Genomic DNA, 14,061 nt, shown 5'->3' with positions numbered 1-14,061 from the left:
GGCGACGAGCGCGGCGTGGCAGGTGCGGGCAGCATCGAGCGATCCGCGCAGCATCGAACCGGAGGACATGTGAGCCCGACACCCACCGCCACCTATCGCCTGCAGCTGCACGCCGGTTTCACCTTCGCGGACGCAGCGAAGCAGACGGGCTACCTGCGCTCCCTCGGCGTCTCCCACCTCTACCTGTCGCCGATCCTGCAGGCGGCTGCGGGCTCGATGCACGGCTACGACGTCGTGGACCACTCGCGCATCAGCGCGGACCTCGGCGGGCTCGAGGGTTTCGAGGCCCTGGTTGCTGCGGCGCACGCGGACGACCTCGGCATCGTGGTCGACGTGGTGCCCAACCACATGTCGTTCGTGGCGCCCGAGAACGTCAATCACCCGGTCTGGGAGCTGCTGCGCGACGGACGCGACGCCCCCACCGCGGAGTGGTTCGACGTGGACTGGAAGGCCGGCGGCGGTCGTCTCGGCCTGCCGATCCTCGGGTCGTCGCTCCAGGAGGTGATCGACGCGGGGGAGATCACCCGAGACGAGCTCGACGGCGAACCGGTGCTGCGCTACTTCGACCACGTCTTCCCGTTGGCACTCGGCTCGGAGCACATCGAGGACTGCGCCGCCCTGCTGGACCGGCAGCACTACCGGCTCGCGAGCTGGCGCGAGAAGGACGAGGTGCTCAACTACCGCCGGTTCTTCGAGGTCGACGGACTGATCGCGGTACGCGTGGAGCTCCAGGAGGTCTTCGACGCGACCCACGCGCTGCTGCTGCAGCTGCACCACCGCGGTCTCATCGACGGCTTCCGCATCGACCACCCGGACGGCCTCGCCGACCCGGTCGAGTACCTCGAGCGACTCACCCGCGCCTGCCGAAGTGGCACGCCGATCTGGGTGGAGAAGATCCTCGAGGGCGACGAACGCCTGCCGAGCAACTGGGCGTGCACCGGCACCACCGGGTACGACGGCCTGCGCGTGCTGCAGGCGGCCCTGACCGATCCCGTGGCCGCGCCCGTGATCGCGCAGGAGTGGGCCGCCACCGGCGGCGACGCCGACTTCGAGGAGGAGGTGCTCGCCGCGAAGCGTCAGGTCGTGGCGCAGTCGCTGGCTCCCGAGGTCGAGCGCCTCATCCGTCGGGCACGCGAGGCGCTGCCCGACCTGGAGACGGAGCCGCTGCGCGAGGCGATCGTGGAATTGCTCGTCGCCGGCGAGGTCTACCGCGCGTACGTGCGGCCGGAACACCGGATGAGCAGGGTCGCGCGCGAACGGTTGGCGGAGGCCTTCGGGCGCGCCATGGAGGCCCGGCCCGATCTCGCGGCCACGCTCGAGGCCCTCGTGCCCCTCACCGTGATGGCTGAGGACGACGACGCGGCAACGGATTTCGCGGTGCGCCTGCAGCAGACCTGGGGTCCGGTGATGGCCAAGGGCATCGAGGACACGACGTTCTACCGGTGGCATCGCCTCGTCGCGCTCAACGAGGTCGGTAGCGACCCGACCGTGCTCGGCGATGCCTCGCCGACGGCACTGCACGACTGGGCGGCGTGGCAGCAGGAGCACTGGCCGCACACGATGACCACCCTGTCGACCCACGACACCAAGCGCAGCGAAGACACCCGCGCACGCATCCTCGCCGTCGCCGGCGACCCCGCGGCGTGGTCCGAACTATCGGGGATCGCAAGGGAACTCGCCGTTACGGCGGATGTCGATCTGCCGACGGCGCACCTGGTGTGGCAGACCCTCCTCGGGGTCGGTGACATCGGTGACGAGCGGCTGGGCGGTTACCTGCAGAAGGCGCTGCGTGAGGCCAAGGAGCACACGGCCTGGGTCGACGGCGACGAGAAGTACGAGCAGCGCGTCATCGACTTCGCGACGACCGCGATGCGCGAGGGGCCCCTGCACGATGCGCTGGATCGTGCCGTCGCCGCCAACGCCGGCGCGATCCGGGCCGTCACCCTCGGCGCGAAGCTGATCCAGCTGACGATGCCGGGGATGCCCGACACCTACCAGGGGTGCGAGTCCGTGGACCTGTCCCTGGTCGATCCAGACAACCGGCGCCCCGTCGACTACGCAGCACGCGCGCAGGCTCTGGCCGCTACGGACCGTTCCGACCTGGATGTGGAGAAACTGCAGCTGGTGGCGGCCGTGCTCGCCGCGCGTCGCCGCGAGCCGGCCGCGTTCGGTGCCGAGTCGTCATACACACCGGTGCAGTCCGACTCCGAACACGCGGTGGGGTTCGTACGCGCCCACGCACCGGGCTTGGTGTCCGGCGTGCTGCACCGTGGCCGTCGGGCGACGTTCGCGACGCTGGTGCTGCGCGCGCCCTCGCGGTGGGAGCGCGAGGGCGGTTTCACCGGTGAGACGGTGACCTTGGAGTCCGGCACCTGGACCGATCTGTTGAGTGGCCGGTCGTTCGATGTCGACGAACGCGTCGCTGCGGCACATCTTTTCGCTGGCACGCCGGTCCTCTTCCTGGAGAAGGTCGCCTGATGCCGAGCTTCGACGTGTGGGCACCGGCCGCCGAGCGCGTGGAGCTCGTGCTGCCGGAGGAGACGGTCGCGATGACGCGGGCGGGCGACCGGTGGACGACCGACCGTGCGGCGGCGGACGGCCAGCGGTACTCCTACCGGGTCGACGGCGCGGGACCGTTCCCGGACCCCCGATCCAGGTATCAGCCCGAGGGGCCGAACGGCCCGTCGCAGATCGTCGACCCGGCAACCTTCGCCTGGACCGACGACGCGTGGCATGGCGTCGCGCTCGAGACCGCGGTGATCTACGAGCTGCACATCGGCACCTTCACCGCGGATGGCACGCTCGACTCGGCGGTCGAGCGGATCGACCACCTCGTCGAGCTCGGGGTGACGCTGGTCGAGCTGATGCCCGTCGCGACGTTCCCGGGCGACCGCGGCTGGGGCTACGACGGGGTCGATCTCTACGCGGTGCACCCGGCGTACGGCGGTCCGCAGGCCCTCGCGCGGTTCGTCGACGCCTGCCACGCGCGGGGTCTCGGGGTGTGCCTGGACGTCGTCTACAACCACCTGGGGCCCAGCGGCAACTACCTCTCGGAGTTCGGGCCCTACTTCACCGACCGGCACCACACACCGTGGGGTGCGGCGGTCAACCTGGACGCTCCCGGTAGCGACGAGGTGCGCCGTTTCATCATCGACAACGCGCTGATGTGGTTCCGCGACTACCACCTGGATGCCCTCCGGCTGGACGCGGTGCACGCGCTGGTGGACGAGCGGGCTGTCCACGTGCTCGAGCAGCTTGCCGCCGAAACCGACGGTCTGGCAACGTCATCGGGTCGACCTTTAACGCTTATCGCAGAGTCGGACCGCAACGACCCGGCCACCGTCACGGCTCGCGCCGACGGGGGAGACGGTGGTTTCGGTCTGGCGGGCCAGTGGGCGGACGACGTGCACCACACGCTGCACGTGCTGTTGACCGGGGAGTCGCAGGGCTACTACGCCGACTTCACCGACCCAGGTGCCTTCGCCAAGATCGCGCGCACACCGTTCTTCCACGACGGCACCTGGTCCAGCTTCCGCCAGCGTGACCACGGCCGGCCGGTCGTACCCGCCCTCACTCCGGGGTGGAAGTTCGTGGCCTCCCTGCAGACCCACGACCAGGTCGGCAACCGGGCCACCGGCGAGCGTCTGTCGCAACTGGTCGGCCGCAGCAGGCTGGCGGCCGGGGCGACGCTGCTGCTGACCCTGCCGTACACGCCGATGCTCTTCATGGGGGAGGAGTGGGGCGCCTCGACGAAGTGGGCCTACTTCACCGACCACCAGGAGCCGGAGCTTGCCGAGGCCGTCTCCGAGGGGCGCCGCAGGGAATTCGCCGAGCACGGGTGGGGCGACGCGGTGCCCGATCCGCAAGCGGCCTCGACCGCTCATGGCTCGACGCTCCGGTGGGACGAGGTGTCGCAGCCGGAGCATGCGCGGTTGCTCGAGTGGTACCGCGAGCTGCTCCGATTGCGTCGAGCGGTGCCCGCCCTCGCCGACCCCGCGCTGGGCGTGACCGACGTACGCCGTGACGGCGATGTGCTCACGTACACGCGAGGCGGCTATACAGTCGTCGTCAACCTGTCTCCCCAGGAGATTGCGCATCCTCTCGACGGGAATCGCCACCTCCTGGCCGGATGGGACGCCGAGCCCGGCGACGGCGTACTGACCATCGCGCCGGACGGATCAGCCATCTACGGACCTCCTGTGGAGGAGTGAGATCGATTGTCCGACAATGATTCTCGCCCACCTCGGCGTCCTGCTCTGCGGTCGTCCGGAGAGTTGGAGGCGTACGCCGGCTCGAGTGATCCCGCGCAGTTGTCCGAGGCCGCGCACGAGACGGCAGCCGCCCTCGTGGGCACGGGCCGGGCGGCGCACGACCCGCAGGTGACCGCGAAACTGGTCAATCTGGTGGACGAGCTGGGCATCTCGACGCTGGCCGAACTGTGGGCGGACCGCCCAGCGACGAGTCTGCCCGGGGCTCTGTGGCGCCTCTACACGCTGCGGGAGTGGGTGCGTCGTGACCCGGTCGGCGCGGCGCGTGACTACGAGGCCGGCCGCGGGAGTGCGGAGGTCGCGCACGCGGTGGCCGGTTCGGCCGAGCCACCGACGCCGGAGGCCCTCCAACAGCTGACCGATCAGATCCTCGCGGGCGTCTTCGAGGGGGATCTGGCGGTCGCGCTCGAGCGGGCATCGGCGTTCTGCAGGGTCGTTTCCGTCGGCCGCGCCCACCGGGTCGACGACCAGGACAGCGCGGCGTCCACGCAGACCACTCGGGCGGCCGCGCTGCTCACCACGGCATCCGACCTGTCCCGCTGTGCCGCGCTGTGGCGGGCCGGCAAGCTCGACTGACGGCAGCCAGGCGGCAGGCGCGGTGCCGGACGACGCTGACGGCGTTGGCGTTCATCGACGGTGTTCGAACGCCGTCAACCGTCGGCAACGCCGTCAGCGTGCGGCTTCGTGATCCTGCCGGTCAGTCGAACTGGTGGATGTCCGACGGCGGTCCGGGCCGGTCGAGGTGGATGACCTCCGGGGGCATACCCCACTCGTTGATACCCAGCCGCGACATCGGTGCCAGCCCCTCGAAGGTGGGGTGGTCGCCGTCCAGGATGTCCGGATCGATCGCGAACGCGGTCACCCGGCCGATGATCAGGGTGGAATCGCCGAGCTGGAGCATGGTGTGCATCACACACTCGATCGACGCCGGCGAGGCGGCCACCCGCTGCGGCCGCACCGTGTCGCTGTCCTCCATGGTGAGGCCGAGCTCAGCGGCCTCGTCGTCCGCGGGGTCGAAGCGCGCCGAGCTGTTGTTGACGGCGTGCTTGAGCCGCTCGGTCGCGACATTCACCACGAACTCGCGGGTCTCGCGCACGTTGCGGACCGTGTCCTTCTCGCCGACCGAGGAGAAGGCGACCATGGGCGGGTCGGCGCACACGACGGTGAAGAACGAGTGCGGCGCCAGGTTGCCGACACCTTCGCCGGACACCGTCGACACCCAGGCGATGGGACGCGGTACGACGAGCGAGTTGAGCAGCGGATAGGACTTGACGCCATCGTCACCAGGGCGCATCACGGTTCGCATGCCGTAACCGTATGCGCCCCGATTCCAGCCGGAATCGGCCGGACCCCGATGCGGCGACCTGGACTGCTTCGTCCACAGACCGGGCCGGTGGGGAACATCCGAAGCGGTGACCCCGTTAGGCTCTGGTGTGCGTCGGGCCGCGGCAGCCCCGGGTCCCAAATAAAGCCGCTACGAGCGGCCACGCGCCGTGAGGCGCTCCCGGCCCGACGTGCACACTTCCTCGCCGGAGCGTCCTCCCTGGACCGCGTGCGGGGCGTTCGCAGCCTTGCTCAGGCCGTGGGGGACCGCCCGGACGGCGCACCCGTCAGTCGCGGCGGTCGGTGGTCCTCAGCTTGACCTTGTGAGTGCCCTTGCAGGACTGCTCGTGGTCCTTGACGTCGGCCCTGGCCTTGTCCCGCGAGCGGCGCGCCCGGCCGCGCCAGTCGCAGCTCTTGCAGAATCCGTAGGCGAAGCTGCCGTCGTCCTTGGTGGAGCTGTCGGGCTCGACAACAGGGGCGGGATCCTCAGAAGAAGCTGACTTCTTCCGCTTCTTCTTGTCCTTGTCCTTGTCCTTGGACTTGTCCTTCGCCACCCCGCAATTGTGCACGCCGCTGCGGCCTGCCCGTCACGGCCCGTAGGCCGAGGTGTGGGTTCTGCGTTCTCGGCCAGTGCTGCAGCACTGGCCACCGACGCAAACCGCGCACACCGTCGTACGTCGCTCGGCCCGTGGGGGTTTTGCGTTCTCGGCCAGTGCTGCCGCCCTGCCCACCGACGCAAAACATCCACGTGGCTGCAGAAAGACTTCTACGGCACACGTCTCCCGACGAGGTCAGCTGAGCCTTCTCGGCTGACCTTCGTCGCGCTCCGCTTCGGCCGCGTGCTCGCTGCGCTCGCCCGCAACCTACGCTGCGCGCTCCTCAGGTCAGCCGAGCCTTCTCGGCTGACCTTCGTCGCGCTCCGCTGCGGGCGGGACCTCGCTTCGCTCGGCCCACCCTTCGCTGCGCGCTCCTCAGGTCAGCCGAAGCGACCGGAGATGTAGTCCTCCGTCGCGCTCACCTCGGGGTTGTTGAAGATCTTCTGGGTGTCGTTCATCTCGATCAGCCGACCCGGCTTGCCGGTCGCAGCGAGGTTGAAGAACGCCGTCTTGTCCGACACCCGTGACGCCTGCTGCATGTTGTGGGTGACGATGACGATCGTGTAGCGGTCCTTCAGCTCGGTGACCAGGTCCTCGATGGCCAGTGTCGAGATGGGGTCGAGCGCCGAGCACGGCTCGTCCATCAGCAGCACCTGCGGCTCCACCGCGATGGCCCGCGCGATGCACAGCCGCTGCTGCTGACCGCCGGACAGGCTGGCACCGGGCTTGCCGAGACGGTCCTTGACCTCGTTCCACAGGTTGGCCCCGCGCAGTGACTGCTCGGTCTTCTCCTGTAGCACCTTCTTGCCCTTGATGCCGTTCAGCCGCAGGCCCGCCGTCACGTTGTCCTGGATCGACATGGTGGGGAACGGGTTGGGTCGCTGGAAGACCATGCCCACGGTCCGACGTACGCCGACGGCATCCACGCCGGGCGCGTAGAGGTCCGTGTCGTCGAGCAGCACCTTGCCCTCCACCCGACCCCCAGGTGTCACCTCGTGCATCCGGTTGAGGGTGCGCAGGAACGTCGACTTGCCGCAGCCGGACGGGCCGATGAAGGCCGTCACGGAGCGCGGCTCGATCGTCATCGTGACGTCTTCGACGGCCTTGAAGGCGCTGTAGTAGACGTTCAGGTCCTGAACGTCGATTCGCTTGCCCATGAGTTTTCGCTCTGTCGCTTTCAGCAGTTGGAAGGTCAGCTCTTGACCCGGGTGAGTCGCCCGAGGAGGCGGCCCAGCAGGTTGATGGCCAGCACGATGATGATGAGGGTGAGGGCGGCGCCCCAGACACGGTCGGCGGATATCGGCGCGCCCGACATGTTGTCGGCCTGCCCCGAGATCAGCGTCGGCAGCGACGCGATGCCGTTGCCGCCGAACGGGCTGTACGTCAGGTAGGCGAAGTACGTCGTGAGGAACAGCCAGGGAGCTGTTTCACCGAGCACCCGCGCCAGACCGAGCAGCGCACCGGTGATGATCCCGGAGATGCTGGTGGGGAGCACGATCCGCAGCACGGTCTTCCACTTGGGCACGCCGAGCGCGTACGACGCCTCGCGCAGCTCCGTCGGGACCAGCTTCAGCATCTCCTCGGTGGACCGCGTGACCACGGGGATCATCAGCATCGTCAGCGCCAACGAGACGCAGAAGGGCACCAGGTGCAGGTTCAACGTGGTGACCCAGACCGCGAAGACGAAGAGCGCCGCGACGATCGAGGGGATGCCGCTCAGGATGTCGACCATGAAGCTCACGACCCGCGCGATCCGCCGGTTGAGATTGCCACCGGCCCGCCCGTATTCGACGAGGTAGATGGCGGTCAGTACTGCGATGGGGATCGCGATGATGGCTGTGATCAGACCGATCTCCAGCGTGCCGACGATTGCGTGCCGTGCGCCCCGGATGTTGTGGTCGAAGCCGGGAGGGAGCGCCCCGGACTGGTCCTTCTGCCACCAGGTGGCAGAAGTGACCGAGTGCGCGCCCTTGGAGATGACCTCCCAGAGGATCCACACGAGCGGGATCAGGGCGATCAGGAAGGCCAGCCAGATCAGCACGGTAGCCAGGTTGTTCTTCAACGCTCGGCCGCCGGAGCGACCCGTGTCGAGACCCGGGAGGGCCTCCTCGCCGATCGTGGCGGGGCTGCTGCCCTGATCCATGGTGCTCACTCCGTGAACTCCTTCCGGCGCTCGATGATGACCCGGGCGATCGCGTTGACCACGAAGGTCAGGACGAAGAGCACCAGGCCCGCGGCGATCAACGCACCCATCGAGTTGGCGTCGTTCTGGTCGTTGGGGGCGTCGTTCGCGATCTGCGAGGCGAAGGTCGAGCCGCCGTTGAAGAGCGACCACGTCCACTTCGTGGTGCCGGGCAGCGCGGACAGGATGAACAGGACGGCGATCGTCTCACCGAGCGCACGTCCGAGGCCCAGCATCGAGGCGCTGATGACCCCCGGCCGGCCGAACGGCAGGACGGCGGTGCGGATCATCTCCCAGCGGGTGGCCCCGAGCGCCAGGGCGCCTTCCTTGTGGGTCACCGGGGTCTGTGCGAAGACCTCGCGGGAGAGGGCCGTGATGATCGGCAGGATCATGATCGCGAGCACCACACCGACCATCATGATCGTCGCCCCGCCGGTCACCGTGTCCACCTTGCCGAAGAGCGGGATCCAGCCGAGGACGGAGTTCAGGGCGTCCTGCACGTGCACGAACTTCGGCGCGACGACGTAGAACCCCCACAGCCCGTACACGATCGAGGGCACGGCGGCCAGCAGGTCGATGAGCGCTGCGCCGATCCGGGAGAACCACGGAGGGGCGTAGTGGGTGAGGAAGAGCGCGATCCCGACCGCGAACGGGACGGCGAGCACGAGCGCCACCAGGGAGGAGGTGACGGTCGTCCAGAGCAGCTGGACGATGCCGAAGCGCAGCTGGGCCGAGGTGAACTCCCGCGACGTCAGGAAGTTGATCTTGTCCTTGCCGATCGCCGGGATCGCCTGGACGAGTAGGAAGATCGCGACGAGGCTGACGATGGCCACGACGAGGAGGCCGGCGCCCATCGCCAGACCGCCGAAGACCCGGTCACCCTTGGTGCCGGTCGAGGCTCCGGCGCCGGAGTTCGGGGCGCCCGATGGATCGGACAGCTCGTCGCCGACAGAGACTCCGGTGATCGATGACATGAGTTCCTTGAGGGCGTGGGTTGGGGGAAGGAGCGAGGACGGGCTCCGCGAGATCCCCCCAGAGTCTCGCGGAGCCCGGGGCCGATCAACCGATCGCGTTGACCGCGGTGACGACCTTGCTCTGGATGGCCGAGGGAAGCGGAGCGGATCCGACGGTGGAAAGCTTGCCCTGGAACTCCGGCGAGACCAAGTACGAGAGGAACGACTTGACGGCCTTGCCGGTGGTCGCGTCCGCGTACTTGCTGCAGACGATCTCGTAGGTGACCAGGACGATCGGGTAGGTCCCGGCCGCCTTGGTGGCGTAGTCCAGCTTCAGCTTCAGGTCGTTGCCGGTGCCGGCGATCGTGGCTGCCTCGGCGGCCTTGCTGGCGGACGCGGCGGTCAGCGCGACAGCGCCGCCACCGTTGTCGACCTGGGCCATCGCGAGGTTGTTGGTGATCGCGTAGGACCACTCCACGTAGGTGATGCCACCGTCGGTCGCCTTGACGGCCGAGCCGACGCCCGCGCTCTTGGGCTTGCCCTGGCCGACCTTGCCGGCCCACGCCTTGGCGTGCTTGGCGGTCCAGTCGGTCGGGTCGGTGGTGTTCATGTAGTTGGTGAAGTTGTCCGTGGTGCCCGAGGAGTCGGAGCGGAAGAACACCGAGATCGGCGTGCTCGGCAGGGTGACGCCCTTGTTCTCGGCTGCGATGGCTGCATCGTTCCACTTGGTGATCTTGCCGCTGAAGATCTTGGCGATCAGGGTCGACGAGAGGGTCAGCTTGCCGACACCCTTCAGGTTGTAGGCGACCGCGATCGGGCCGACGACCATCGGGAGGTCCCAGGCAGGGGCGCCGCACGCGGTGGCGGCCTTGGCGGGCTCGCCCTTCTCCGAGTTCAGTGCGGAGTCCGAACCGGCCCAGCCGACCTGCTTGGCGAGGAACGCGGTGACGCCCTGGCCGGAGGAGGTCGGTGCGTAGTTCACCTTGGCGCCGGAGCACTTGCTCGCGAAGTCGGTGGTGGCGAGCTGCATCGCGTTGCCCTGGGCCGTGGAGCCCTGACCGCTCAGGTTGCCGCTGAAGCAGCTGCTGTCCGCACTCGCGGTGCCGGCGGAGACGCTCGAGCTGGAGGACGAGCCGGAGCTGGAGCCCGAGCCCGAGCCGGTCGAGCCGGTGTTGGAGGAACTACCGCAGGCGGACAGGGCGAGCGCTGCGGCAACGGCGACACCGCTGGCGCGGCCGATGGACGTGATCTTCACTTCGTGGGACCTCTCGGGTCAGGCGACATAAACACGAACGACTGGCGGACCCGACTGGCCCGACGAGACCGCACGCTAAGGAGACTGGGTGACCCGCTGGCCCCTACCGGGTGAACGCACGGTGAACGACACCTATCGATCGGGCGGCGCTCACACCGACGCCGGGGGACAGTGAGGTATATAGACGGTCAAGTCAAAGCGTCCGGTGCGTGTCGTACGCCGTCAGGGACGGTTGCGCTCCACCGACACCACGCGCGCCGCCTCTCCCACATCCACCATCTGGCAGATGAGGGCCTCGCCCTTCTCCAGCCCGTCGCGCGCCCGTTCGAGCAGGGTCGTGCAGGCCGCGCCGGGAGCCTGCTCCGCGAGGCGATGCAGGAGTGCGGGCAGGACGGGGCGATGAGTGCACAACGCAGTGAACTCGCCGCGCTCCAGGGCCCGCTCCATGTGCCGTAGGGCACGCCCCGGTTCGTCCGCGAAGACCTCCTCGGACAGCCCGCGCTTCTCCCTGATCTGCAGTTGGTGGGCGCGCGCGTAGGGGGCGACGGTTGCGGTGCACCGCGTCGACGGAGAGGAGACCAGGCGGCGCACGCCGTACGCGCCGAGCGCCGGCGTGAGAGCGGCCGCGCGTTTCTTGCCCTGCGGAGTGAGCGGCCTGTCCGTGTCGGAGCGGTCCCAGGACGAGCGGGACACCGCGTCGCCGTGCCGGACCACCGCGAGGACCCAGGTACGCAGCGCGCCCCGGCGATCGGCGTCGAGCAGGGCCTGTAGTTGCAGGGAGTCCCGTGCGTAGGTCAGCCGTTCACGCGCTGCCGGCGGGGTCAGCCACTCGACCCGGTCGATCTCGTTCTCCAGGGTGCCCGATCCGCCGACGGCCTGCGCTGCCCAGTAGCGCACCTCTTTGAGGCTGCCGTCGCGCAGCCCGTAGACGGCGCGCGGCAGGGGGATGCCGAGGCGCGGGCGCAGCCCCGTCTCCTCCAGGACCTCCCGCGCGGCGGCACCGGCCCAGCACTCGCCTGGGTCGAGCTTGCCCTTGGGCCAGGACCAGTCGTCGTACCGGGGCCTGTGCACCAACGCGACCTGCAGGACCCCGCTCTCACGGCGCCAGACGAGCGCGCCGGCAGCCGGCTGCCCACCGCCCTGTGCGGTCACCGACGTCGCGCCTTCTTGCGGCGCTTCGCGTAGGTGTCGATCAGATGTTGCTGCAGGTCGCGCAGCGGTGCGCCGTTCTCGTCGAGGTTGTGCCGCTCCCACCGCCCGTCACCGTGCAACGCCCACGACGAGGTCTCGTCGGCGACGCCGAGGTCGAGCAGGTGTCCGAGCGTCGCTACGTGGCGTGGCGTCGTGATGCGCACCATCGCCTCGACCCGGCGGTCCAGGTTGCGATGCATCATGTCGGCGCTGCCGATGAAGATGACGTCGTCCTCGCCCTCGATCTGGAAACGGAAGACGCGGGAGTGCTCCAGGAAGCGGCCAAGCACCGAGCGCACCTTGATGTTCTCCGACAAGCCCTCGATGCCCGGGCGCAGCGAGCAGATGCCGCGGACCCAGACGTCGACCTTGGCTCCGGCCTGGGACGCGCGATAACAGGCGTCGATGATCTGCTCGTCGACCAGAGAGTTGACCTTGATCTGGATGCGGGCGTCCTTGCCGTCACGGGCGGCGTCGGCGACCTTGCTCATCCGTTCGACCAGGCCGGTGCGCACCGAGCGGGGCGCGACGAGGAGCCGGCGGAACTTGGCCCGCGGCGCCATCCCGGACAGCTGGTTGAACAGCCGGGACAGGTCCTCGCCGACCTCGGGGTCGCAGGTGAGGATGCCCAGATCCTCGTAGAGCCGGGCCGTCTTCGGGTTGTAGTTGCCGGTGCCGATGTGGCAGTAGCGCCGCATCGACTCACCCTCCTGGCGTACGACGAGGCACAGCTTGGCGTGCGTCTTGAGCCCCACCATCCCGTAGACCACGTGCACGCCCGCGCGCTCCAGCTTGCGCGCCCAGGTGATGTTGTTCTCCTCGTCGAAGCGGGCCTTCAGCTCCACCACCGCGAGCACCTGCTTGCCGGTCTCCGCGGCCTCGATCAGGGCGTCGATGATGGGGGAGTCGCCGGACGTCCGGTAGAGGGTCTGCTTGATCGCGAGCACGTTGGGGTCGGCCGCGGCCTGCTCGATGAACGCCTGCACCGAGGTCGAGAACGAGTCGTAGGGGTGGTGCAGCAGGATGTCGCCGCCGCGCATCGCCTCCAGGACGTCGGACTGGGCCGACCGCTCGATCGGCGCCAGGTCCGGGTGCACCATGGCCACGAACGGCGGCCAGCGCAGCTCGGACCGGTCCAGGTCGGCCACCGCGTTCAGGCCACGCAGATCCAGCGGCTCGGGGAGGCGGTAGACCTCCCGCTCGTGCACGTTGAGCTCCCGGACCAGCAGGTCCATCACGTGGTCGTCCATGTCGTCGGCGACCTCGAGGCGGATGGGCGGCCCGAACCGGCGCCGGGTCAGTTCCCGCTCCAGCGCGGTGAGCAGGCTCTCCGCGTCGTCCTCCTCGACCTCGAGGTCCTCGTTGCGCGTCACCCGGAAGGTGAAGTGCTCGCGTACCTCCATACCTGGAAAGAGCGCGCCCAGGTGCTCGGCGATGACGTCCTCGATGGCCACGAACCGGGTGTTGAAGAGGGGATCCTCCCCTTCGTCCGGCTCCAGCTCGATCAACCGCGGCAGCAGCGGCGGCACCTTCACGCGGGCGAAATGCTCGCGCTCGGTCTTGGGGTTGATCAGGATCACCGCGAGGTTGAGCGACAGCCCGGAGATGTACGGGAAGGGGTGCGCCGGGTCGACCGCCAGCGGGGTCAGCACCGGGTAGATCCGGGACTGGAACAGGTCGCCGAGGTGGGCGCGGTCTGAATCGGTGAGCTCCGCGGGCCGCAGGATGCGGATGCCTTCGTCCTGCACGGCCGGCCGCAGCTGCTTCTGGAAGAGCTGCGCGTGCACCTGCATCAGCTTGTGAGCGGCGTGCGAGATCTCATCGAGCACCTCACGGGGCTCCAGGCCGGAGGCGGAGCGCACGGCGAGGCCCGTAGCGATTCGGCGTTTGAGGCCGGCCACCCGCACCATGAAGAACTCGTCCAGGTTGCTGGCGAAGATCGCCAGGTAGCGGATCCGTTCGAGCAACGGGACGGCCGGGTCGGCCGCCAGCTGCAGGACGCGTTCGTTGAACTGCATCCAGGAGATCTCCCGGTCCAGGAACCGGTCGTCGGGCAGCTCCTCGTCCTGGGGATCGAACTTCAGCTCGGGCGCGACGCGGACGAAACGGCCGTTCGCGCCGCGGGCACGGGCGTGCGCGCCGGCCGAACGCCGGGCGAGGCGCACCAGGTTGGCGTCACTGGATGTCGAGTGGTCGATGTTCTGGTCGTCGTCCTGCACCGGACTGTCGTCGACGCGGTGGGACGTGGCTCCGGGCTGGGATTCCATGGCGCGATCCTCCCACGGGCGGTCAC

General features: G+C 69.0%; 11 protein-coding genes. 3 read left to right on the top strand and 8 right to left on the bottom strand.

Annotated elements, in window-relative coordinates:
* The first annotated feature begins 69 nt into the window (after nucleotides 1-69).
* From treY to HNR15_RS14565, 3 genes are read left to right on the top strand one after another with little or no spacing between them, the layout of a single operon-like run.
* The gene (gene treY, locus HNR15_RS14575) at nucleotides 70-2,478 is read left to right on the top strand and encodes a malto-oligosyltrehalose synthase (RefSeq protein WP_179482990.1); all 2,409 of its coding nucleotides are present in this window, start codon (nucleotides 70-72) and stop codon (nucleotides 2,476-2,478) included.
* Complete coding sequence (gene treZ / locus HNR15_RS14570) at nucleotides 2,478-4,211, top strand: malto-oligosyltrehalose trehalohydrolase (protein WP_179482987.1); 1,734 nt, start codon at nucleotides 2,478-2,480, stop codon at nucleotides 4,209-4,211. The genes treY and treZ overlap by 1 nt, the downstream gene beginning before the upstream one ends.
* Before the next feature lie 6 nt (nucleotides 4,212-4,217).
* Entirely contained in the window at nucleotides 4,218-4,844 is a 627-nt protein-coding gene (locus tag HNR15_RS14565; RefSeq protein ID WP_179482985.1) for a hypothetical protein, read from the top strand.
* A gap of 121 nt (nucleotides 4,845-4,965) precedes the next feature.
* Here HNR15_RS14565 and HNR15_RS14560 read toward each other — a convergent pair whose 3' ends face one another.
* The 8 genes from HNR15_RS14560 to HNR15_RS14525 form a co-directional block, all read right to left on the bottom strand.
* Nucleotides 4,966-5,574, bottom strand: coding sequence for a flavin reductase family protein (locus HNR15_RS14560; RefSeq protein WP_179482983.1), 609 nt, complete (start codon nucleotides 5,572-5,574; stop codon nucleotides 4,966-4,968).
* A gap of 304 nt (nucleotides 5,575-5,878) precedes the next feature.
* Nucleotides 5,879-6,145 carry a hypothetical protein gene (locus tag HNR15_RS14555; RefSeq protein WP_179482980.1) on the bottom strand — a complete coding sequence of 89 codons (267 nt, stop codon included), beginning with the start codon at nucleotides 6,143-6,145 and terminating at the stop codon, nucleotides 5,879-5,881.
* A gap of 422 nt (nucleotides 6,146-6,567) precedes the next feature.
* Entirely contained in the window at nucleotides 6,568-7,344 is a 777-nt protein-coding gene (gene pstB, locus HNR15_RS14550) for a phosphate ABC transporter ATP-binding protein PstB (RefSeq protein WP_179482978.1), read from the bottom strand.
* Between the two features lie 35 nt (nucleotides 7,345-7,379).
* Complete coding sequence (gene pstA / locus HNR15_RS14545) at nucleotides 7,380-8,330, bottom strand: phosphate ABC transporter permease PstA (protein WP_179483793.1); 951 nt, start codon at nucleotides 8,328-8,330, stop codon at nucleotides 7,380-7,382.
* Between the two features lie 5 nt (nucleotides 8,331-8,335).
* Nucleotides 8,336-9,343: a phosphate ABC transporter permease subunit PstC gene (gene pstC, locus HNR15_RS14540; RefSeq protein ID WP_179482976.1), complete on the bottom strand. Its 1,008-nt coding sequence runs from the start codon at nucleotides 9,341-9,343 to the stop codon at nucleotides 8,336-8,338.
* Nucleotides 9,344-9,428: 85 nt separating this feature from the next.
* Nucleotides 9,429-10,577 (bottom strand): phosphate ABC transporter substrate-binding protein PstS, encoded by a 1,149-nt coding sequence (gene pstS / locus HNR15_RS14535; protein WP_179482974.1) that lies wholly within the window; start codon nucleotides 10,575-10,577, stop codon nucleotides 9,429-9,431.
* Between the two features lie 222 nt (nucleotides 10,578-10,799).
* On the bottom strand, nucleotides 10,800-11,729 hold the full coding sequence (locus HNR15_RS14530; protein ID WP_179482971.1) for an NUDIX domain-containing protein: 930 nt from the start codon (nucleotides 11,727-11,729) through the stop codon (nucleotides 10,800-10,802).
* Nucleotides 11,726-14,035, bottom strand: coding sequence for an RNA degradosome polyphosphate kinase (locus tag HNR15_RS14525; protein WP_179482968.1), 2,310 nt, complete (start codon nucleotides 14,033-14,035; stop codon nucleotides 11,726-11,728). Before HNR15_RS14525 ends, HNR15_RS14530 begins: the two co-directional genes overlap by 4 nt.
* Between the last annotated feature and the right edge of the window lie 26 nt (nucleotides 14,036-14,061).

This window comes from Allobranchiibius huperziae (genome assembly GCF_013410455.1).
In the GTDB taxonomy this organism is placed as follows: domain Bacteria; phylum Actinomycetota; class Actinomycetes; order Actinomycetales; family Dermatophilaceae; genus Allobranchiibius; species Allobranchiibius huperziae.
This window is presented reverse-complemented; position numbering and strand designations above follow the sequence as displayed.